Source organism: Rickettsia endosymbiont of Hedychridium roseum (assembly GCF_964028255.1).
GTDB lineage: Bacteria > Pseudomonadota > Alphaproteobacteria > Rickettsiales > Rickettsiaceae > Rickettsia > Rickettsia asembonensis.
Window position 1 is genome coordinate 112,396 of sequence record NZ_OZ034753.1, and the last position, 19,591, is coordinate 131,986.

The window sequence follows — 19,591 nt, forward strand, 5'->3', positions numbered from 1 at the left end:
ACATATTATATATACGCTGCCGGTTATAAGCTTCAAAATCGATTCCTCTTTTCTACATTAAACTTCATTTATCTATTTATCCAAAATATCTACTCATATTATAAAAATGATATTTTTACCACATTTATTCATGAGTAATTGCATTTTATAATATTTTAGCCTTTAAACTAATAAAATAATGATATATACTAACTCACATAGCTTTTGGTTAGTTTAGTTTTATAACTAGCTAAAATGAATTCAATATTAATAAATTATAATCTCAAGGAGTTTAATTATGAAAACAAAAATTACATTAGCTTTTCTTGCATTATTTGTGCTTGCAGGGTGTAATACAACAAAAAGAACACCGCAATTTGACGGTAATATGAACCAAGGTGAAGAAACCTCATTAATGAAAGATTTCGAGAAGCATGCAGGAAATGCAGTATGGTTTGCTTTTGATAGCTCTGCTTTATCACCAAAGGCTAAAGAAGAACTAGAGAGACAAGCTTGCTGGTTATCAAAGCATCCTGAAGTAAAAGCTACTGTTGAAGGACATTGCGATGAAAGAGGTACCAGAGAATATAACTTAGGTTTAGGTGAAAGAAGAGCAGTAGCAGCGAAAAAATTCTTAGCTCATAAAGGAATCGACCATAGCAGATTAAATACAATCTCTTATGGTAAAGATAGACCTGCTATGATGGGTAATACTGAAGAAGCTTTTGCTTATAATCGTAGAGCTGTAACAGTTGTACATCACTAAAATTATTTACTAATTATAGTATCCTAAAAGGTCGAGTAATAAGCTCGACCTTTTTTATTTATAACCTGTTATGTTATTCCTGCGGAAGCAGGAATAACATAAAATAGGTTTTTCAATCCATGCAACAATGCCTTTAGTCGCTTGCAATGACGAAAAAACTGATCCACATTGTCCTGTTTTTTAGACAATACCTCAAAAATATAAAAATTTTACTAGACTTAACGGCATAATAATTATATAAATTTCAAATGAAAAGGGGCTGTAGCTCAGTTGGTTAGAGCACGCCGCTCATAACGGTGTGGTCGTAGGTTCAAGTCCTACCAGCCCCACCACACAAATTCTTATTTAAATTCGTATTAGCACTGAATTTATAATGATTAATCTAAAAACACTTTCTTGGTATCTTACTAAATTATATTCTAAGTGTTTCTTTATTATATTATTTCTTTTAATCGGGCTATTAATCATCTCAAATATTTTTGATTTTTTACAAAAATTCAAAAATATTTATGTTCATTTTAGTTTTTTTTGGAGACTTATTTTATATAAGATTCCTTATTTACTAGGTCAAGTATCTGCGTTAATTAGTTTTACCTCTATGTTATTTTTTCTTAGAAATCTAACAAAAAATAATGAATTAACGGCTATGTTATCTAGCGGTATTCATATTTGGCAAGTGCTTGTTATTCCATGTATTGTAACTTTAATTTTAGGTATAGTTTTTACGACTATATTGAATCCTATCGGTACTATAGGCTTACAAAAATATGAGTTATTAGAAGCAAAACTAACTAAAAAAGCCTTGAGTGAGGGTATAATATCTAAATCAGGTTTATTATTTTTTGAATCTTTAAATGATGAAAATCAAATTATCCAAACACAGTTTATTAATATTGCCGAGAAAAAATTAAATAATATTACAATTTTATTTGTTGATAGTAATAATTCTTTTTTAAAGAGAATTGATGCATTATACGGTATTATTGAAAATAAAATGTTACATTTAAATAGAGTTAAGGTTTTTACAAAAGAGGAAACTAAGGCTTACAATAATTTAACTATACAGACAAATTTATCAATTAATAGTTTAGTAAATAAATTTATTCGTCCTGAAATGGTTTCTATTTGGGCTTTACCTAAATTAATTAATGAATTATTAAATTCAGGTTTACCGGCTATTAATTATCAAATTTATTATTACAAGCAATTATTTAAGCCTATAATGATGATGGCAACCGTAATTTTAGCAAGTTGTTTTATTAGTCTTAAACAGTGTGATAATTCCCAAGAAAAAATACTGATATTAGGTTTATTTTTAGGTTTTATAGCATATTCGTTATCAGAAATATTATTAAAAATACTTACTTATAATAATTTGTCTTTAATTGCTGCTATTTTATTGCCTAGTATGCTAATATTTTTTATTAGTAACTTTATTATTTTACATTATAAGGAAATTTAATATATACTCGTTTAATTTGAAAAATTGGCTGCGTCGCTTCTCATTTTTGATCCTCACGTAGTATCCTACGCTGCGGTCAAAAATTCCGAGGCTTCTTGCTCTTTTCCAAATTAAACTTCGTCTATAATTAAATTTTTATTTACTATGGGACTGTTAATAAAATAAACAGTCCCATAGAAGCGTTTTTAGAATTTAGAGAGAAAAAATAAAATGATAATGAAATTTTTGGAAGGGTTTTCTTCCGGTATGGCCATAGATCTTGGTACGGCAAATACTATTGTCTATCAAAAAAGTCGTGGAATTGTTCTAAGGGAACCTTCTGTTATTGCGTTAATAAAAAAAGACGGTGCTTTTGTGCCTTATGCTTATGGTCATGAAGCAAAAATGATGCTTGGGCGTACTCCTACGGATATTGAAGCAAAAAGACCTTTAAAAGACGGTGTTATTGCCGATTTTAAGGGTGCAGAGGAAATGATAAAGTATTTTATTAGAATGGTGCATAATCATCGCTCTTTTTTTGGTCCGACAATTGTTATTTGTGTACCTTCCGGTTCTACGCCGGTTGAGCGTCGTGCTATTCAAGAAGCAGCAGAAAGTGCAGGGGGTAGGGATGTCTATTTAATTGAAGAACCTATGGCGGCAGCGATCGGAGCAGGGCTACCCGTAACGGAAGCGACCGGTTCGATGATTGTTGATATTGGAGGAGGCACTACGGAAGTTGCAGTTTTATCACTAGGGGGCATAGTATATGCAAGGTCGGTAAGAGTCGGCGGTGATAAGATGGATGAAGCTATTATCTCATATATAAGGAGGCACTATAACCTATTGATAGGTGAGGCTACTGCTGAAAAGATAAAGCAAGAAATAGGTACGGCTTATGTAGATGAAAACGCTGAACCGAGAAAAATGGAAATTAAAGGACGTGATTTAATTTACGGTATTCCTAAAGAAATGATATTGAACGAAAGACAAATTGCTGATAGTCTAATTGAACCGGTAAGTCAAATTGTTGAAGCGGTAAAAGTAGCACTAGAAGCAACGCCTCCTGAGTTATCTTCGGATATAGTTGATAAGGGAATTGTTTTAACAGGCGGCGGCTCATTATTACGAAATCTTGACTTTGTCCTTAGTGAAGCCACTAAATTGCCGGTAATAGTTGCAGATGATGCCCTCTCTTGCGTGGCACTTGGAACAGGAAAAGTACTTGAAGATTTTACAAAGCTAAAACATGTACTATTTAAACAGGATTAAAAATGGCAATACTTGCAAATAGAGTAAAAAATTCTTCAAATTCATTAGAATTAATAAGAATAATATCGAATACTCTTAAGCGTTTTTTTGTTATATTTGGGCTTGGATTGTCTGTATATTTATTTTTTACTACGCCTAAAAAAATATCTAGTATATCACTTGAGATAACCGGTAGTATAGTATCAACCGGTTTAGCAGTTTATGAAGATATATTTGAATATATAAATTCAATAACACAAAAATTTGTTTATTTTCAAGATTTAGAACGAAAAAATATAGAACTTAAACTTGAAATAGCAAGATTACAACATTTGCAAAGTGAAGTAGAATCGGTAAGAGCTGAAAATATTGCATTAAAAGATTTGTTAACGATTGCTGAGGAAGAAGAATTTGAATACATTACTACTAAATTACTTAGTGTTTACTTTAATCCCTTTTCTAGAACTGCTTTGATTTCTGCAGGTAAAAAGCAAGGCATTGAACCTGATCAAATCGTTGTTAATTCAGGAAAATTAATAGGAAAAGTAATAGAAGTGAGTAATAATTATGCTAAAGTAATGTTAATTAGCGATGTTAATTCTAGAATACCTATTAAAGCTAATTCTTCAAGAGAACAAGGTATTTTAGCAGGTAATAATAATAATAGTAAAATTTTATACTTGCCTAATAATCATTTAGTACAAAAAGATGAGGAGATAGTAACCTCCGGACACGGTAATATTTATCCTGCAGGTATTTTAGTGGGTTATGTGTCTAAAGTTACGGAACACGATGTTATGGTAAATGTAGCAGCTGATCTATCTAAAACGGAATTTGTGCAAGTATTGTTACCTAAGGAATAATGAGAAAGGATTATTTCGGTATTATTGCCGAATATATTTGTATAATAATCTATAAATTAAAATTTTATCAAATACTGCATCATAGAAAACGTTATTATGTCGGTGAAATAGATATTATTGCGTTACGTAATAAAGAGATTGTTTTTATTGAAGTCAAAGCAAGAAGCTCTAAAATTGATGATAGATTTGTATCTTTCAATCAGCAAAGAAGAATTACTAGGGTTGCTGAAATGTTTTTAAGTAGCAATTCTAAATATAGAAATTATAATATCAGGTTTGATTTGGTAATTATAAGATCTTATAAATTACCTATAATTATAAAAAATGTTTGGTAATACTCGTTGTTGTATGGCTCGAAAAACCCGTGCGATGTCATTCCCGCGTGGATCGGAAAATCTACTCAATTGTCATCCCCGCGTAGGCGGGGATCCAGTTCTTTGTCATACCGCGACTTGATCGAGGTATCTAATTTATTATTTTTAGATCCCGTGGTCAAGCCACGGGATGACATCCCAAAGCCTTGGATTCCCGCCTCCGCGGAATGACATAAAACGAGCCATGCAACAAAGCTCTGCCTATGCGGGGATGACATTGAGTAGGCTTTTCGATCCATGTAACAATGCTGGTAATACTCGCCAAACTTTGTATATATCTATCCTTTATTTATTCAGAGGTTATTAATATGGCACTTGCTACTAAAGTGAAAGAATTTTTAGAAGAAAAATTAAAACAAGAAAAGATAGATCGTAAATATCTTGCCGAAGTCACTAATATTCCTTATACAACTGTTAGTAGAATTATGAGAGCGGAAGCTAATCGTGAATTCAATCCTGAAATAGATACAATCTTAAAAATAGCAAAATACTTTAATTGTACTATGGATGAGGTAATAAAAAGAAAAGTACGACATAATTCATAAAGCTTGATGCAAGCGAATTTTGTATGATTTGGCTGTACTCACGTAGTTTATCTACTGCTTTCGCAGGCTTGCATTTAAATTCATCTTGTCTGAATATTTCTGAAATATGCTGTACCTACGAAATAAAACATAAAATATGACAATAAAAAATAAAGGACTGATTATAATTTTATCTTCCCCTTCAGGTACGGGTAAGTCAAGTTTAGCTAAAGCATTATTGAAAATAGATAATAATTTGCGTTTATCTATTTCGGCAACTACAAGAAAACCTCGTCCAGGAGAAGTAGAGGGCATAAACTATTACTTTAAGACCAAGCTAGAATTTGAAGAATTAGTTAAGCAGAATAAATTTCTTGAATATGCTAAAATATACGATAATTATTACGGTACGCCTAAAGAATATGTCGAAATGTTATTAAATCAAGGCTTGGACGTTTTGTTTGATATTGATTGGCAAGGAGCAAAGAGCATTAAGAAAAATGCTACTAATGTTGTTGCTATATTTATATTGCCTCCTAGTATTGAAATACTGGAGCAACGCTTAAGAAATAGAGCGACCGATAATGAAGAAGCAATAAAATTACGTATGCAGTCGGCACAAAACGAAATGTCACATGCTAATGAGTACGATTATGTAATTACTAACGATGATTTCGACCAGACGCTTAAAAAAATACATGCTATTATAGTTGCAGAACGAGAAAAAGCTTTTTGACTTTATCACTTTTTCTTTTTATACTGAAAATTAGAAGCTTAATTTCTAATTTTCATGGTATACTCGGTGAATTTCAAAAATTGGCGTTGTCGTTCTACAAGAGCTACGGTTCTCACGTATTAAGTATACGCTCCGCTCCTCTCGCCTTGTGAACCGATTACTCTTTTTGAAATTGACCTTCGTCTACTGATTCTTCATTTTACTTCGAATTATACTAGTTTAAATGCTTAGAAAACAATTCCTTTCATCAATAATAAAACATTTTAAAACTCATAAAGTTTGTGCTTTGTTAGGACCAAGACAGTGTGGAAAAACTACCCTTTCTAAACAATTCGCAGAAGCTTATAATATTTCTAAAATCAATGCAAATATCCTTAGAAGATTTAAAACTTGATCAAATTAATGTAATATTCCCAGGTGATATTAGCTTTAAATTGTCAGAAAAAATACAGGCAATAGGCCTCTCCTGCTTAATTCAAAATGATACAAGAGCTGCAACTATATAGTTACACTCTTAGAATGTTATATTATTTCACATACGCCTTTTTTAGCACCTTTGCCGGCAAGTTTTGTTTGCTGAGCTTCATAATCATTATTAAAAGTCTGATCGTTTATTAAATTTGGTGTTTCGGTAGTTACCATACTTGTCACAGGTTTAGATTTTATTTCCTTTGATAAAGTTGTTGTTTTAGCTTTAATTCTTTGTAATGCTGCTAATGTCTCCATATCATTACTTTGTTTACTCATATTTTCTCCTATATTTTATTTGTTAAATTTTATCTTATCCACACGTTATTTTGTTTTTTTTGTTGAACTTGATTACTTTGCTCAACTTGGTGATTCTTTGTGGTAGCTATTGGGTTATTTAAAGAATCTTTTATTCTATTTGCTTCACGTTGAGTATTAATTTTACTACATATATTTTTACGTATATCTTGATCTTCACTGCTTAAATTTTTATTATTGACTATTGCTTCCTGTTGGTTATTGAGTAAAGAATGCTTCTGTTTAAATTCTTGATGTTTGTTAGGATCTAGAGTATTTTTTGATTTCTCTATAGCATCTCTAAGCTTATTTATTTTTTCTTGGTTTTCTTGATGAAATACCTTAACACTTTCTATTTCTTCTTGAACGTGCTTTTGAACTTTTCTAGCTTCTTTTACTACAGTGTTTTTAACTGCTAGATTTTCTTTCTTTACTTTTAAATTCTCTTCTAATTCTTTAATTTGTTCAGGTAATAAATTTTTATCTTTTAATTTCTCAGTTAAATCATTAATCTCTTTTTCTATAATCTCTTTTTCTTCATTAGTTTTTTTAAGTATTATATTTACTTCTTCTTGTTCCTCTTTAAGTCCTGCAAGTTTTTGTCTACGCTCTTCTATTTCTTCTTTAGTTAAAATATTTTTATTAATCGCCTGTTCATCGATTATCTCTTCTCCCTTTTCATTTGTTTTAACCATTGTTTCTATAGGAGGAGATAATTTTTTATATTCTTCTAATTTGCTCGTAAATCTATCATGAATAGCATTAAGTTCCTGAATTTGTCTTGCAGCTTCCATTTTATATTGTATTATTGCTTCTTCCCGTTCCCTTTGTTTTTCTAACCGTTCTAGCTCTTTTTGAGTAATGTCAGAATTAAGCTGGCTTTCTGCTAGTTCTTGCTTTTTTAATGCCATAGCCTCTACTTTTTCTGCTATATCATTAATAAAAGAACTATCAGATTTAATATTTCGAGCTGCACTTACTAATCTACTTAACTCTGCAGGATTATTAGTAGCGGTAATTTGAGCAAGAATAACTTTGATATCATTAAGTGCTTGAGGATCAGTTGTTTTTTCTTTTTGTGGATATTCTTTATTCGTAATTTTACTCACAATAACCTTCTTATGTGTGTTTCCATCATCCACAAAACGTTAACAAAAATTAATAATTAAGTCAAGAAAATTTTAACAAAAATTAATTTTGTATTTCTAGCCATTGATTTAATAACTCGTCTAGTTTCTTTTTATCATTAATTAATTGACTAGTAATATGGTTATATTTTTGAGGATTATCTAGATATAGATTAACGTCTTCAAGTTCTTTTTCTAAGTGTTTGATGGATATTTCTAGCTTTTCAATATCGTTGGGCAATGTTTCAAGCAAACGCTGGTATTTATAAGATAGCTTTTTATTTAGAGGTTCTTTTTGAGGAATTAAGGAGAGGGGTTTTGAAGCTTTTTTAGTTATAGGAGAGGTAGTAAAATACTGTTTATAATCTTCGTAACCTCCTGTTAAATCATGAATTTTACCTTGAGCAAAGACTAAAGTTCTAGTAACTAACCTATCTAAGAAGTCACGGTCATGGCTCACGACTATTAAAGTGTCTGAATAATCTGCAAGTATATCTAGTAAAATTTCTAGACTATCCATATCTAGGTCATTGGTTGGTTCATCTAAAATTAACAGATTTCCAGGGTTAATTAGAATTTTTGCAAGTAATAATCTATTAGCTTCGCCGCCCGATAGAATAGAGGTTTTTGCATTAAGTAGTTTAGGATTAAACATGAATTGTTTTAAATAACCAGCAACATGCATGGTTTTACCGTTTGGCAAAAATACTTGATCACCGCCTGTAGGACATAAAGTTTGTTGTAATGTATGATTAGGCTCTAGTTTTTCTCTATGTTGATCAAAATATGAAATATCTAAATTACCGCCATATATAATTTTACCTAAGTCAGGTGTAAGTTGTTTTGTCAGTAATTTGATAAAAGTAGATTTGCCTGAGCCATTTGCACCAATTATGCCGATTTTTTCGCCTTTTTTTACACGAAAACTGAAATTATCAATGATTTTAGTATTTTTATAGCTGAAACTAATATTATCTGCTTCAATAATGAATTTACTTTTAGCTATATTTTCGGCAAGCTCTGCCCTAACTCTTTGTTTTGAACTAGCTAGTTTTTCAGTCTGTTCTCTTGTTATTACTCTTAAAGCTTTCAACTCCGCAAGTCTCTTTTGATTCCGCTTACGTCTAGCCGTAACACCGGCATTTAACCATTCATTCTCTTGAGATAGTTTTTTATTTAATTTCCGAAGCACTGCTTCTTCTTGCTCTATTATAACATTTTGCCATTCATCAAAAAATTTAAATCCTTTATCGGATTTACGTAAAATCCCTCTATCAAGCCACCAAATTTTATTAGTAACATTTGAGAGAAATGTTCTATCATGACTAACGCAAATAATAGCACCGTTATAAGATTTAACAAATTCTTCTAGCCACTCAATCGTTTCAATATCTAGATGATTGGTTGGTTCATCAAGTAGTAATATTTCTGGCTCTAATATTAAAGCTTTAGCAAGGCTTGCTCTTCTAAGCTGACCGCCTGAATAGGTTGATAAGTTATCTGTTCCGTTGATTTGTAATTTTTCTAGAATTATATCGATTTGGTATTTATCTATTTCTTTTGTACTATCTGTTTGTTGTAAGATAAAATCGTAAACAGTTAGATTAGTTTTTATAGAAATATCTTGTCTTAAATAGCCGGTTGTAATTGCAGGATCTTGAAATAGTTCGCCGTTATCTAGTTCATAATCCCCTGATATTACTTTCATTAAGCTTGATTTTCCGCAGCCGTTACGTCCTATAAGACAAATCTTATCACCTTTGTATAAATAAAGTTCTAAATCAGATAAGATTACTTTATCCGCAAAGCTTAGATTACCGTCTTTTATGTAATAAATTGGGGGCATGAAAGGGAATATATTGTTGATGTTGTTGCGTATGCGTATGCAAACTTCGTCATTGCGAGCGACTGAATACTTTGTTGCATGGCTCAAGAAACCTGCTCTATGTCATTCCCGCGTGGCATTGTTGCGTGGACCAAAAAATCCGTTCGGTGTCATACCGTGGCTTGACCACGGTATCCAAAAAAACAATAAAAATACTAATAATTTTAGTATTTTTAACTGGATCCCGCGATCAAGTCGCGGGATGAACAGAGGTGAAATTGAACCACGCAACAACACCTTCCCGCGTATGCGGGAATGACATAAACTGATCTAAGCGGGCAAGGCCTTTAGTCGCTCGCAATGACAGTGTAGGCTCAAATCTTCCTAATGACTAAGCTAGCATTAGTACCGCCAAACCCAAACGAGTTGGAAAGCACGTAGTCTATTTTAGTTTCTCTAGCTTTTAATTTTACTAAATCTATCTTAACCTCATCCATAGGGTTATCTAAATTTAAAGTTGGTGGTGCAATCTGATCTCGAATTGCAAGAGCTGAAAAGATAAACTCAACGCTTCCTGCCGCACCAAGCAAATGTCCTATTGATGATTTAGTAGAAGACATTAAAATTTGGGGATTCGCTTCTAAAAATAATTTTTGTACGGCTGCTAATTCTATTCCATCACCGAGATTAGTAGAAGTGCCATGTGCATTAATGTAATCAATCATATCGGGAGTGATAGCTGCATTTAGCATTGCATCTCTCATCGCTCTATAAGCTCCTCTACCTTCAGGATGCGGTGCTGTCATATGGTACGCATCACCTGTAGAGCCGTATCCTATAACTTCACCGTAAATTTTAGCCCCTCGATTTAAGGCATGCTCATATTCTTCCAAGACTACAACGCCTGCTCCTTCACCCATAACAAAACCGCTGCGGTCTTTATCCCAAGGTCTTGAGGCTTTTTCAGGATTATCGTTATATTTAGTACATAATGCTCTAGCAGCAACGAAACCTGCAACTCCAACAGGTGTAACCGGAGCTTCTGCACCGCCTGCGATCATAACGTTGGCATAGCCATGCTTTATCATACGCATAGCATCGCCTATAGCATGTGCTCCTGTAGAGCAAGCCGTTACTGCTGCTTGATTTGGACCGCTAAAACCGTATTTTATAGAAACAAGACCGGATAAAAGATTAATTAATGAAGCAGGAATAAAGAAAGGACTAACTTTACCGTTATTTTCTTGAAAAAGTTTTATAGAGGTGTCTTCGATCATTTTAAGTCCACCAATTCCTGAGCCTAATATCAAACCGGTTCTATCACGAGATTTTTCATCTTCGGGTAACCAGCCGCTATCTTCAACTGCTTCGGTTGCGGCTGCTACTCCGTAATGGATAAATTTATCCATTTTACTTAGTCTATTAACGTCATTTGCTTGTGTGAAGTTTTCAAGTTTAAATCCATCTTTCTCAGAGTTATCTATAAGTCCGGCAATTTTACACGCAAGTTTAGAAGTGTCAAATTCCGTAATAGTTTTTATACCGCTTATCCCATTTACAATATTTTTCCAAGATGAGCTAACATTAAGCCCAACAGGAGTAACAAGTCCAAGTCCAGTAATAACTACTCTTTTATTTACTCTTTGGTTCGACATTTTTAATTATCTATTAGGGATTTAATTTATGCAGATTAAGATTGGCGTTCTTTGATATATTTTATAACATCGGATACGGTTTTAATTTTAGTGGCTTCATCATCAGGTATATCAATACCGTATTCAACTTCTATTGCCATCATTAACTCTACGGTATCAAGACTATCGGCTTTCAAATCTTCTATAAATCTTGAATCCGTAGTTATTATCGATTTATCTTTATTTAGCTTTTCAGCAACCATTTCAATAACTTTCTGTTCGATCTTGTCCGTTGTACTCATAATTTTGAACTCCATAAATCATTTAATTTTATATGCCGTATAATAGCGGTTATTCAGCTATTAGACTTTATTTTAACTGTATGAATATTTATTTAAAATATTCATAGCATTTTATCTTTAAAAGAACTTCTAGCACAAAAAATTATTTTATGCTAGCACAAAATTTTACACCATTAACATTCCCCCGTTTACGTGGATGGTTTGGCCGGTAATATATGATGCCTGATCGCTTGCTAAAAATGCGACTGCGTTTGCCACGTCTTCCGGCATACCGTAAGTACCTAGCGGAATTTTTTGTACTATGGCTTCTCTTTGTTTTTCGTTTAGTTTATCGGTCATATCAGACTTAATAAATCCTGGAGCTACTGCATTAACCGTAATTCCTCTGGTTGCAACTTCGTAAGAGAGCGATTTGGTCATGCCTATTAAACCTGCTTTAGAAGCACAATAATTAGCCTGCCCAGGGGTGCCTGAAATTCCTACTATTGAAGATATATTAATAATGCGTCCATACCTGTTTTGCATCATTTTTTTTATTGCTTCACGATTTAAAATAAAATTTGCTTTCAAATTAATATCAATAACTTTGTCAAAATCTTCATCTTTCATTCTAATTGCTAGCGTATCACTAGTAATACCGGCATTACATACTAAAATATCTAGCTTTGGTGCTTTAGATATTAAATTGCTACATTCTTCCTTATTTGCAAGGTTGCATATTTCTATCGTATAATTATCTTTTAAAACCTTTCCAAGGGATTTTAATTTTTCCTCATTACTACCGCTAATAATTACATAGCTTCCGAGTTTGTGCAGTAATCTCGCTATAGCTCCGCCTATGCCTCCTGAAGCTCCCGTAATTAAGGAAGTTTTACCTGTTAAATCAATCATTTTCTTCCTCCGTTTGATCAAGATTTATATTAGTAATTTTTGACGATTTTTCGCGTATGATTTTCTCAATTTCGTTGGAAATTTGTGGATGTTCTTTTAAATATTGTTTGACGTTTTCACGTCCTTGTCCAATGCGTACGTTATTATAGGAAAACCAAGAGCCGGATTTCTCAACAATATCAAGCTTAACTCCAAGGTCGATTATCTCGCCTTCTTTTGAAATACCTGAACCGTACATTATATCAAAATCTGCAGTTTTAAATGGAGGAGATACTTTGTTCTTGACTACTTTTACTTTAGTTTGGCTGCCTATTACTTCTTCTTTATCTTTAATGGAGCCTATTCTTCTTATATCGATCCTAACAGAAGCATAGAATTTCAAAGCATTACCGCCTGTCGTAGTTTCAGGACTGCCGAACATCACGCCTATTTTCATTCTGATTTGGTTGATGAAAACAGTAATACAATTGGTACGATTAATTGATGCGGTAAGTTTACGTAAAGCCTGGCTCATTAATCTTGCTTGAGAAGCCATTTGGGCATCACCCATCTCGCCCTCAATCTCTGATTTTGGTACTAAAGCCGCAACACTATCTATTATTATCATATCAATACCGCCGGAACGAATTAACGTATCGGCAATTTCTAGAGCTTGTTCACCTGTATCTGGTTGTGAAATAATAAGCTCATCAATATTTACGCCTAATTTTTTAGCATAAGCAGGGTCAAGGGCATGCTCGGCATCAATAAAGGCACATGTGCCGCCCTTTTTCTGTGCTTCGGCAATTAAATGTAGCGTTAAAGTGGTTTTACCTGAGCTTTCAGGACCGAAAATTTCAATGATTCTACCTTTAGGAACACCGCCGATTCCAAGAGCTATATCTAGCCCAAGTGATCCGGTAGATACGGCTTCTATATCAACATTCGGACGCTGCCCTAGTTTCATTACCGAACCTTTACCGTAGCTTTTTTCGATTTGTGCGAGTGCTGCGGCAATGGCTCTTTCTTTATCTGTATTTGACATAAATTTCCATATTATAAACTTATCAATTAAAATATAAGCTTGAGAAAAAAAAAGCAAATTTTATTTATTTTGTATCGAAATGTATATTCATACGATTAGTAATTCTATTATAAAAAAGCCAAAAATACTACTTTTAGTATTTAAAATACACTAAAAGTATCAAAAAATATATTAGACTTCCTGCATAAGTCACTTCTAAAGGTAATTTGTACGTCGATCCTGTACTCGAATCCTCACGTACGCTTGTGTACGCTGCGGTTCTGCGTTCCGTGTCTCCTTCAAATTCCTCTTTATAAGATGACTTAAGCAGGAAGTCTATTAATAGAAAATCCATTATGAATGAAATAACAGCAAATACTACTGATTTAATAAAAGATATTAGTGTTCTTATTGATAATGCTAAAGTACGAGTTGCCATTAAAGTTAATTCTGAAATGACGATGTTATATTGGAATATCGGCAAAAGAATTCAGGAAGAAATACTTAAAAGTACTAGAGCTGAGTATGGGCAGGAAATTGTTAGAACCTTAGCTAATGGTCTTTCATCTTTATATGGTAAAGGATTTACTTATACAGCACTAGTGCGGATGAACCAGTTTTATCAATCTTTTCAAGGTCAACAAATTGTTGCGACAGTGTCGCAACAATTAAGTTGGAGTCATATCGTTGAGTTATTGCCTTTAAAAGAACAGAATCAAAGAGTTTTTTATGCTTATATGTCTATACAAGAAAATTGGAGTGTTAGGAAGTTGCGTAGCAATATCGATAAAATGCTATATGAAAGAACTAAGTTATCGCAGAAACCTAACAACGAACAAGTATTATCATTATTAAAAATGAATTCTCAGTTAGAGCCTGATTTAATCCTTAAAGACCCGTACATACTTGATTTCTTAGAACTTCCGGATGAACATTATGAAAGTGATTTGGAAAATGCAATATTGCAGCAAATTGAACAATTTATTTTAGAACTTGGTATCGGTTTTTCCTTTGTAGCAAGGCAAAAGCGTATGACTATAGATAATGAACATTTTTATTTAGATTTACTGTTTTTTAATAGAAAATTAAAAAGATTAGTAGCAGTTGAATTAAAAACAGGCAAGTTTAAAGCGGAATATAAAGGTCAAATGGAGTTATATTTAAATTGGCTAAAGAAGAATGAATGTTTTGAAGCTGAAAATTCCCCGATAGGTATTATTCTCTGTTCCGAAAAATCAGATGCTCAAGTAGAACTTTTAGAAATGTCAGCAAGTGGTATTCACGTTGCACGTTATTGGACAGAATTACCGCCTATAGAGATTTTTCAGAGAAAAATCGGTGAAATAGTATTACAGACAAAAAAAATATATGAAAATAAAAATTTTCGTACGTAGCTTAGGATGTATGAAAGTAAATTAATTTACCTATATTTCAGGTCTTTTTGGCTGCAAATTATAAGTTTTTTTTGAAATATGAATAACTATTCCTACAAAAATCTTATTAATTTTCGTTTAAAAACCTATTTAATTATTAATTAAAATAAGATTGTGAACAGGCTCTTACCAATTAAAGTATAAGCTTGAGAAAGAAAAATCAAATTTTATTTATGTTATTGTGCTTGTAAGATTAAATCTTGACTTCCATACTAGGTGATGCTTAGATGTTAAATTTACTTGTGCTATAAATTTTAAAGCTAATTAAATTACTTGTTAACAGTCGCATAGTTTCCGAAAAAGATAGATTTAGTAAAACCCTTGGTTAAATAGCTTATCATATATGATATCACAATTCTCACAAACTGAATATATCACTAAAGATAATTCATCATCTCAATCTTATAAATTTAGATGGCATATTTTAATTATTTTAAGCATTTGCTTACTTTTAGTATCGATGGATGCTACAATTTTGCATGCTGTTATGCCTACTATAATTCTTGATTTGAAACCATCTAATTTACAACAATTATGGATAATCAATGCATATGCATTAGTATTATCAGGTCTTTTAATTACCGCAGGTGCATTAGGAGATAGATTTGGTCGTAAAAGATTATTACTTTGGGGGCTTTTAGTTTTTTCTATCGCTTCAATGTTAGTTTATGTATTTGATAGCTCATTGGGATTAGTATTATGTCGTGCTTTACTTGGGTTAGGAGGATCAATGATTATGCCTTCCACTTTATCAATATTGCGTAACATTTTTACTAATACACATGAACGTATGATCGCAATATCCGTATGGGGAATAATGGCAACCGTAGGAGCAGCTATAGGACCCGTACTAGGGGGAGTATTGGTTGAGCTTTTAAGTTGGCAATTTGCATTTTTTATAAACGCACCTATTGCATTAGTAATTATTGCTTTTGGTATAGTTTGGATTCCTGAATCATCTAATCCTAGTAATGAACCATGGGATTGGATAGGAGTATTTCAATCATTTTTTGGGATGGCAGCTTTAGTTCAAGGCATTAAGATGTTGGCTAAATACGGTATTATGAATCTAGCATCTGGCGGAATGCTCTTAATTGGTATTGTGTTACTAATAATATTTACCTTACGCCAACTTAAAAGCGATGATCCGTTAGTGGATATGCGTTTATTCTTAATTAGCAATTTTAGTATAGGAGTGATAGTTTATTTGCTAATTACTTGTGTCTTAGGATCCATAATGTATCTTATGTCTTTATGGTTACAGTTTATCAAAGGGTTAAGTCCTTTGTATGCAGGTTTTTATATGTTGCCTGCAGCAATTTTTGCTTTAATTGCATCTGTAGTTATGCCATATTTACTCACACGATTTACTGCACGTATAATAATATTTAGCGGGCTTATCTTTACTACTATATCATTGATTTTACCTAGTATATTAGACTATAGAGATTTACTATCAAATACTATATATCTTGGATTGCTTGGTATAGGAAGTAGTCTATGCCTCTCTACCACCGTAACAGTTATGATGAATGTAGTGCCGGCAGAGAGATCCGGAGGTGCAGCAGCACTACAAGAAACAGCATATGAATTAGGTAATGTATTAGGTATAGCTGTTATTGTGAGTATTACGTCTTTTATATATAGTAACAATCTAGTCATCCCTAACGGTGTTTCTGTATCAATGGCAGAAATAGCTCGTGACTCAATCGGTGAAGGAATAATTATTGCTCAACAATTACCGCCTTCATTTGCTCACGAATTAATTAAGGAGGTTAATATTGCTTTTATAAATGCATTTAATATAGTAGGTATTATTTTAGGAATAATCATGCTAATATTGGCGGGCGTGATTATGTATGTTCTTCCTCCTTTTAAAGCATCAACCTCTTTGCATTAATGACTTTATTACACGATGAAACGGGTATAGAACTTTACAGTTTTGCACTATTTATCATAATGGTTACTATAAATTATCTTAGTGCTTATTTTTGTAGTAAGTAGTTAATAAAATGGGATGATGATATTTTCAAGGCTATAAATCATTACTAAATATTTTTTCTAATTCTGCTAAGCGTTGTTCTATTCTTTCGATATCGCTTTTTGTTATAGGTCTTTCTAGTAAATCTGCTATCTCTCGGCTCTTAGATTTTTTTTATTTTCATTTAAAGTAAATTCTATGATGAGTTTTGAGATGGTTTTAGTATCTTGGTCAGACATATTTACTCCCGATTGATTAAACTTAAATTGCTCAAGTTTCAACCACCGAAGTTTAACTTTGGTGGTCGGGGAAGTAAGAAAACCATCAACGATAGCCATAATAGCCTTTAGGTTCTAAGCTTAAGCTTTAAACCTTGGACATAACTATTATAACCCCGACCGGAATAAAGCCGAGGATTGCATCATTTTTATGGTCGACACAAATACCACATTGATTAAGAGGTTCTTACGCCCCGAAATAGCATTTTGCTATTTCAAGTATCATTTTATAGATAACTTTCAAAAAGTCAATCGGTAAATTAATTTCTTAACTAATAATTTATTTATCTAGAGGTTTTTTATTTCTAATATCAGTTGTGAAATTTATACATACGAATCTTGCTGAATTATCTACTAGTCAAGTAGCAGAAACTAATAATGCAACAGGAATGGAAGAAAATAAGGTTACAAGTAAGATAGGAGGAAGTATAGCTAAAAACACTAAAACGGTCCTAGAAAATAAAACCGGTAAAAAAGTAAGTTCAACAGAGAATTATTTACCGCCTAAACTTACAAAGTAACTAGGATATGTGAAGGAAAATTAATTTTTAAGCGAAAATTAATAAGATTTTTTCAGTAATAGTTGTCCATATTTCAAAAAAAACTTATAATTTATAGCCAAAAAAAGCAAAAATAGATTAAATTGATTTTCCTTTACACAGCCTAGGCTTAATTTGAAATATTTTAAGTTTTTTAACCACCAATGAGCATAATTTTTGGTGGTCGGGGAGGTCGAAAACTGCCAAAAGTCAGCCACACTAGGTTTTAAGCTTATAGTAACCCTTAAGCTCTGGACATACCTAATATCTCCCCGACCGTGAAGTCGAGGATTACATCGGTTTTGTGAGAAATGTTCTCACTTTTGGCAGAGGTTTCGACACCCCGAAATAGCACTTTGCTACTCCAAGTATCATTTTATATATAATTTTTAAAAAGTCAATGATGGTTTGTTATTATACTAACAACGTTCTATACTACTATGACTGAAGAGCTAGATGATACATCGGCTAATAATGGCATTTCATGATTTTGTAACTCTTCTGGAATATAAGTATATTCTCCGCTTGAGGTTTCATCAATTCCAAGTAGCGTCTCGAATATTTTCTCAAGACAGTTTTTGCGTTCTTCGGATTTAATATCCGTTTCCCTCGATTCTTTTATTAAATTTGCAAAAGATTTAATAGCAATAAAAGTATCCTTTCCATTAAGAAGGTCACATATTTTATGTAATGTATTACCTAAAGAATTTATATTACTACATATGTTAGAGACAGAATTTAACTTTATAATTGCTTTATCTAGACCTTGTATTTTTGATTTTAATAGAGAAATATCATAATCTTGACCATGTAAATTTATCGTATCTTGATTAGTTTTGCTTAGTATTGCAAGTATATCTGTTAAATTTCCAATTTCTATAATTTCATCTAATATAGCTTGAAATTCAATTAGTGTGCTAAGATTTATATTATCCTTTTGTAACTGTATGTTTTTACCCTCTAACTTTATGTTTTCACCCTCTAACTCTAAATTTTTATCTTTTATATTTTTTCCCTTATACCTATCCCATCCATATTTAGCTACCATCAATGAGGCTGCTATAAATCCTACTGTTCCAATAACATAGCCCCACGTTCCACCGCCATTTGTATCGTCGTTAGGTTTTTCTGTAGTGGAAGTGGTTGCCTCAGTGAAAGGTTTACTTAGTAAATCTAAAATATTTTTACCTACTTCTGTAGGGGATATATCGTCCAGAGTTACGTTGAAAGCATCTAGAATAACCTTAAGATTATCAGTAGTGAATTTGACTGGTATATTCAATAAGTTAAAAATTTCTACCCCTGCTTCTTGAGCATTTTTCAAAGTTATTTCCGAATGATTTAAAATATCTCTCAAATTATTAACAAGCATTTTGGCATTATGCTCTTGTAAAATAGCTTCGCCTTCAGTGGTAGTGCATTCCTTTAATTCTACTAAGGTAGTGTTTTGAAGTAAGTGCTTACCTTCTTCTAAAATAACGCTAGTACTGTTTCCATAAGTAGCAATAGATTTTATAGGGATTTTAATGCCTGTACACTCCCTAATTACTGCTGATAAATCGTTAGGTACATCTGTTAAATGATTAGAGATCCCTGCCCAATTACATTTTATATTCTCAACTAAATAACCGTTAGTGAAACTTCCTTTAACAGTATTATATACTGATGAAAGTATAGTATTGCCTAACTTATAAATAGTATGTTTTGTATTTCCAGGTAAGCTACTCACCATTTCATTTGCAAATATAGGCATGAAACAGTTTAAGTTTATATTTAATACAGGTGCCATAATTATTACTCCTTTAATTTAATTAATAAAACCATAAAACGTGGTTTCTAGAGTATGTTAATGTTTTTGTCAAGATAAAGTTAAAATAAA

At 32.3% G+C, this 19,591-nt stretch carries 21 protein-coding genes, 1 tRNA gene and 2 pseudogenes; 13 read left to right on the top strand and 11 right to left on the bottom strand.

Translation table 11 applies throughout. The annotated features are described in order from the left end of the window. Window positions 1–277 precede the first annotated feature (277 nt). The 6 genes from pal (at window position 278) to AC5587_RS00655 (ending at window position 4,635) form a co-directional block, all read left to right on the top strand. Window positions 278–745: a peptidoglycan-associated lipoprotein Pal gene (gene pal, locus AC5587_RS00630; protein ID WP_499162520.1), complete on the top strand. Its 468-nt coding sequence runs from the start codon at window positions 278–280 to the stop codon at window positions 743–745. Between the two features lie 255 nt (window positions 746–1,000). Further along, window positions 1,001–1,077, top strand: a tRNA-Ile gene (locus AC5587_RS00635). A 41-nt stretch (window positions 1,078–1,118) separates the two neighbouring features. After that, entirely contained in the window at window positions 1,119–2,207 is a 1,089-nt protein-coding gene (locus AC5587_RS00640) for an LptF/LptG family permease (RefSeq protein ID WP_499162521.1), read from the top strand. A gap of 210 nt (window positions 2,208–2,417) precedes the next feature. Beyond that, window positions 2,418–3,458 (top strand): rod shape-determining protein, encoded by a 1,041-nt coding sequence (locus AC5587_RS00645; RefSeq protein ID WP_410526891.1) that lies wholly within the window; start codon window positions 2,418–2,420, stop codon window positions 3,456–3,458. A gap of 2 nt (window positions 3,459–3,460) precedes the next feature. Next, window positions 3,461–4,300, top strand: coding sequence for a rod shape-determining protein MreC (mreC, locus tag AC5587_RS00650; RefSeq protein WP_410526890.1), 840 nt, complete (start codon window positions 3,461–3,463; stop codon window positions 4,298–4,300). Further along, complete coding sequence (locus AC5587_RS00655; protein ID WP_499162522.1) at window positions 4,300–4,635, top strand: YraN family protein; 336 nt, start codon at window positions 4,300–4,302, stop codon at window positions 4,633–4,635. Before mreC ends, AC5587_RS00655 begins: the two co-directional genes overlap by 1 nt. Before the next feature lie 65 nt (window positions 4,636–4,700). Here the strand turns inward: AC5587_RS00655 and AC5587_RS00660 are convergent, their stop codons facing one another. Next, window positions 4,701–4,892, bottom strand: coding sequence for a palindromic element RPE4 domain-containing protein (locus AC5587_RS00660; RefSeq protein WP_499162523.1), 192 nt, complete (start codon window positions 4,890–4,892; stop codon window positions 4,701–4,703). Window positions 4,893–4,982: 90 nt separating this feature from the next. On the opposite strand from AC5587_RS00660, the gene AC5587_RS00665 reads away from it, so the two are divergent. From AC5587_RS00665 to AC5587_RS00675, 3 genes are all read left to right on the top strand, one after another. Continuing rightward, complete coding sequence (locus AC5587_RS00665) at window positions 4,983–5,219, top strand: helix-turn-helix transcriptional regulator (RefSeq protein WP_039595196.1); 237 nt, start codon at window positions 4,983–4,985, stop codon at window positions 5,217–5,219. 136 nt (window positions 5,220–5,355) lie between these two features. After that, window positions 5,356–5,934 (top strand): guanylate kinase, encoded by a 579-nt coding sequence (gene gmk / locus AC5587_RS00670; protein ID WP_499162524.1) that lies wholly within the window; start codon window positions 5,356–5,358, stop codon window positions 5,932–5,934. A gap of 223 nt (window positions 5,935–6,157) precedes the next feature. Beyond that, window positions 6,158–6,328: an AAA family ATPase gene (locus AC5587_RS00675; RefSeq protein WP_499162525.1), complete on the top strand. Its 171-nt coding sequence runs from the start codon at window positions 6,158–6,160 to the stop codon at window positions 6,326–6,328. A gap of 128 nt (window positions 6,329–6,456) precedes the next feature. On the opposite strand, the gene AC5587_RS00680 is transcribed toward AC5587_RS00675, so the two are convergent. From AC5587_RS00680 to AC5587_RS00690, 3 genes are all read right to left on the bottom strand, one after another. Beyond that, window positions 6,457–6,681: a hypothetical protein gene (locus AC5587_RS00680; RefSeq protein WP_499162526.1), complete on the bottom strand. Its 225-nt coding sequence runs from the start codon at window positions 6,679–6,681 to the stop codon at window positions 6,457–6,459. A 29-nt stretch (window positions 6,682–6,710) separates the two neighbouring features. Beyond that, window positions 6,711–7,808: a hypothetical protein gene (locus AC5587_RS00685; protein WP_499162527.1), complete on the bottom strand. Its 1,098-nt coding sequence runs from the start codon at window positions 7,806–7,808 to the stop codon at window positions 6,711–6,713. A gap of 82 nt (window positions 7,809–7,890) precedes the next feature. Further along, window positions 7,891–9,672: an ABC-F family ATP-binding cassette domain-containing protein gene (locus AC5587_RS00690; protein WP_499162528.1), complete on the bottom strand. Its 1,782-nt coding sequence runs from the start codon at window positions 9,670–9,672 to the stop codon at window positions 7,891–7,893. Between the two features lie 121 nt (window positions 9,673–9,793). Between AC5587_RS00690 and AC5587_RS00695 the strand changes: the two are divergent. Next, window positions 9,794–9,950: pseudogene (locus AC5587_RS00695) on the top strand (MFS transporter); the annotation flags it as partial. A gap of 75 nt (window positions 9,951–10,025) precedes the next feature. On the opposite strand, the gene fabF reads toward AC5587_RS00695, so the two are convergent. The 5 genes and pseudogenes from fabF to AC5587_RS00720 form a co-directional block, all read right to left on the bottom strand. Continuing rightward, on the bottom strand, window positions 10,026–11,306 hold the full coding sequence (gene fabF / locus AC5587_RS00700) for a beta-ketoacyl-ACP synthase II (RefSeq protein WP_499162529.1): 1,281 nt from the start codon (window positions 11,304–11,306) through the stop codon (window positions 10,026–10,028). A gap of 35 nt (window positions 11,307–11,341) precedes the next feature. Then, on the bottom strand, window positions 11,342–11,602 hold the full coding sequence (acpP, locus tag AC5587_RS00705) for an acyl carrier protein (protein ID WP_008579292.1): 261 nt from the start codon (window positions 11,600–11,602) through the stop codon (window positions 11,342–11,344). 150 nt (window positions 11,603–11,752) lie between these two features. Then, on the bottom strand, window positions 11,753–12,478 hold the full coding sequence (gene fabG, locus AC5587_RS00710; protein WP_499162530.1) for a 3-oxoacyl-ACP reductase FabG: 726 nt from the start codon (window positions 12,476–12,478) through the stop codon (window positions 11,753–11,755). Continuing rightward, the gene (gene recA / locus AC5587_RS00715) at window positions 12,471–13,502 is read right to left on the bottom strand and encodes a recombinase RecA (protein ID WP_023507152.1); all 1,032 of its coding nucleotides are present in this window, start codon (window positions 13,500–13,502) and stop codon (window positions 12,471–12,473) included. Before recA ends, fabG begins: the two co-directional genes overlap by 8 nt. A gap of 184 nt (window positions 13,503–13,686) precedes the next feature. After that, window positions 13,687–13,836: pseudogene (locus tag AC5587_RS00720) on the bottom strand (palindromic element RPE1 domain-containing protein); the annotation flags it as partial. Between the two features lies 1 nt (window position 13,837). On the opposite strand from AC5587_RS00720, the gene AC5587_RS00725 reads away from it, so the two are divergent. Both AC5587_RS00725 and AC5587_RS00730 read left to right on the top strand, forming a co-directional pair. Next, window positions 13,838–14,875, top strand: a complete 1,038-nt coding sequence (locus tag AC5587_RS00725; RefSeq protein ID WP_499162531.1) for a PDDEXK nuclease domain-containing protein — start codon at window positions 13,838–13,840, stop codon at window positions 14,873–14,875. A 382-nt stretch (window positions 14,876–15,257) separates the two neighbouring features. After that, on the top strand, window positions 15,258–16,814 hold the full coding sequence (locus tag AC5587_RS00730; protein WP_499162532.1) for an MFS transporter: 1,557 nt from the start codon (window positions 15,258–15,260) through the stop codon (window positions 16,812–16,814). A gap of 230 nt (window positions 16,815–17,044) precedes the next feature. On the opposite strand, the gene AC5587_RS00735 is transcribed toward AC5587_RS00730, so the two are convergent. After that, on the bottom strand, window positions 17,045–17,233 hold the full coding sequence (locus AC5587_RS00735) for a hypothetical protein (protein ID WP_499162533.1): 189 nt from the start codon (window positions 17,231–17,233) through the stop codon (window positions 17,045–17,047). A gap of 257 nt (window positions 17,234–17,490) precedes the next feature. On the opposite strand from AC5587_RS00735, the gene AC5587_RS00740 reads away from it, so the two are divergent. Then, window positions 17,491–17,694, top strand: coding sequence for a hypothetical protein (locus AC5587_RS00740; RefSeq protein ID WP_499162534.1), 204 nt, complete (start codon window positions 17,491–17,493; stop codon window positions 17,692–17,694). A gap of 448 nt (window positions 17,695–18,142) precedes the next feature. Here the strand turns inward: AC5587_RS00740 and srfE are convergent, their stop codons facing one another. Continuing rightward, window positions 18,143–19,501 carry an SrfE family effector protein gene (gene srfE / locus AC5587_RS00745; protein ID WP_499162535.1) on the bottom strand — a complete coding sequence of 453 codons (1,359 nt, stop codon included), beginning with the start codon at window positions 19,499–19,501 and terminating at the stop codon, window positions 18,143–18,145. Window positions 19,502–19,591 lie beyond the last annotated feature (90 nt).

Excerpts from the sequence above, each read along its gene's own strand:
- acpP (WP_008579292.1), bottom strand. The coding sequence starts at position 11,602 with ATGGAGTTCAAAATTATGAGTACAACGGACAAGATCGAACAGAAAGTT.
- AC5587_RS00725 (WP_499162531.1), top strand. The coding sequence starts at position 13,838 with ATGAATGAAATAACAGCAAATACTACTGATTTAATAAAAGATATTAGT.
- mreC (WP_410526890.1), top strand. The coding sequence starts at position 3,461 with ATGGCAATACTTGCAAATAGAGTAAAAAATTCTTCAAATTCATTAGAA.
- AC5587_RS00680 (WP_499162526.1), bottom strand. The coding sequence starts at position 6,681 with ATGAGTAAACAAAGTAATGATATGGAGACATTAGCAGCATTACAAAGA.
- AC5587_RS00640 (WP_499162521.1), top strand. The coding sequence starts at position 1,119 with ATGATTAATCTAAAAACACTTTCTTGGTATCTTACTAAATTATATTCT.
- AC5587_RS00655 (WP_499162522.1), top strand. The coding sequence starts at position 4,300 with ATGAGAAAGGATTATTTCGGTATTATTGCCGAATATATTTGTATAATA.
- AC5587_RS00645 (WP_410526891.1), top strand. The coding sequence starts at position 2,418 with ATGATAATGAAATTTTTGGAAGGGTTTTCTTCCGGTATGGCCATAGAT.
- gmk (WP_499162524.1), top strand. The coding sequence starts at position 5,356 with ATGACAATAAAAAATAAAGGACTGATTATAATTTTATCTTCCCCTTCA.
- recA (WP_023507152.1), bottom strand. The coding sequence starts at position 13,502 with ATGTCAAATACAGATAAAGAAAGAGCCATTGCCGCAGCACTCGCACAA.
- AC5587_RS00730 (WP_499162532.1), top strand. The coding sequence starts at position 15,258 with ATGATATCACAATTCTCACAAACTGAATATATCACTAAAGATAATTCA.
- AC5587_RS00660 (WP_499162523.1), bottom strand. The coding sequence starts at position 4,892 with ATGTCATCCCCGCATAGGCAGAGCTTTGTTGCATGGCTCGTTTTATGT.
- AC5587_RS00665 (WP_039595196.1), top strand. The coding sequence starts at position 4,983 with ATGGCACTTGCTACTAAAGTGAAAGAATTTTTAGAAGAAAAATTAAAA.
- fabG (WP_499162530.1), bottom strand. The coding sequence starts at position 12,478 with ATGATTGATTTAACAGGTAAAACTTCCTTAATTACGGGAGCTTCAGGA.
- AC5587_RS00690 (WP_499162528.1), bottom strand. The coding sequence starts at position 9,672 with ATGCCCCCAATTTATTACATAAAAGACGGTAATCTAAGCTTTGCGGAT.
- AC5587_RS00675 (WP_499162525.1), top strand. The coding sequence starts at position 6,158 with ATGCTTAGAAAACAATTCCTTTCATCAATAATAAAACATTTTAAAACT.
- pal (WP_499162520.1), top strand. The coding sequence starts at position 278 with ATGAAAACAAAAATTACATTAGCTTTTCTTGCATTATTTGTGCTTGCA.
- AC5587_RS00735 (WP_499162533.1), bottom strand. The coding sequence starts at position 17,233 with ATGGCTATCGTTGATGGTTTTCTTACTTCCCCGACCACCAAAGTTAAA.
- srfE (WP_499162535.1), bottom strand. The coding sequence starts at position 19,501 with ATGGCACCTGTATTAAATATAAACTTAAACTGTTTCATGCCTATATTT.
- fabF (WP_499162529.1), bottom strand. The coding sequence starts at position 11,306 with ATGTCGAACCAAAGAGTAAATAAAAGAGTAGTTATTACTGGACTTGGA.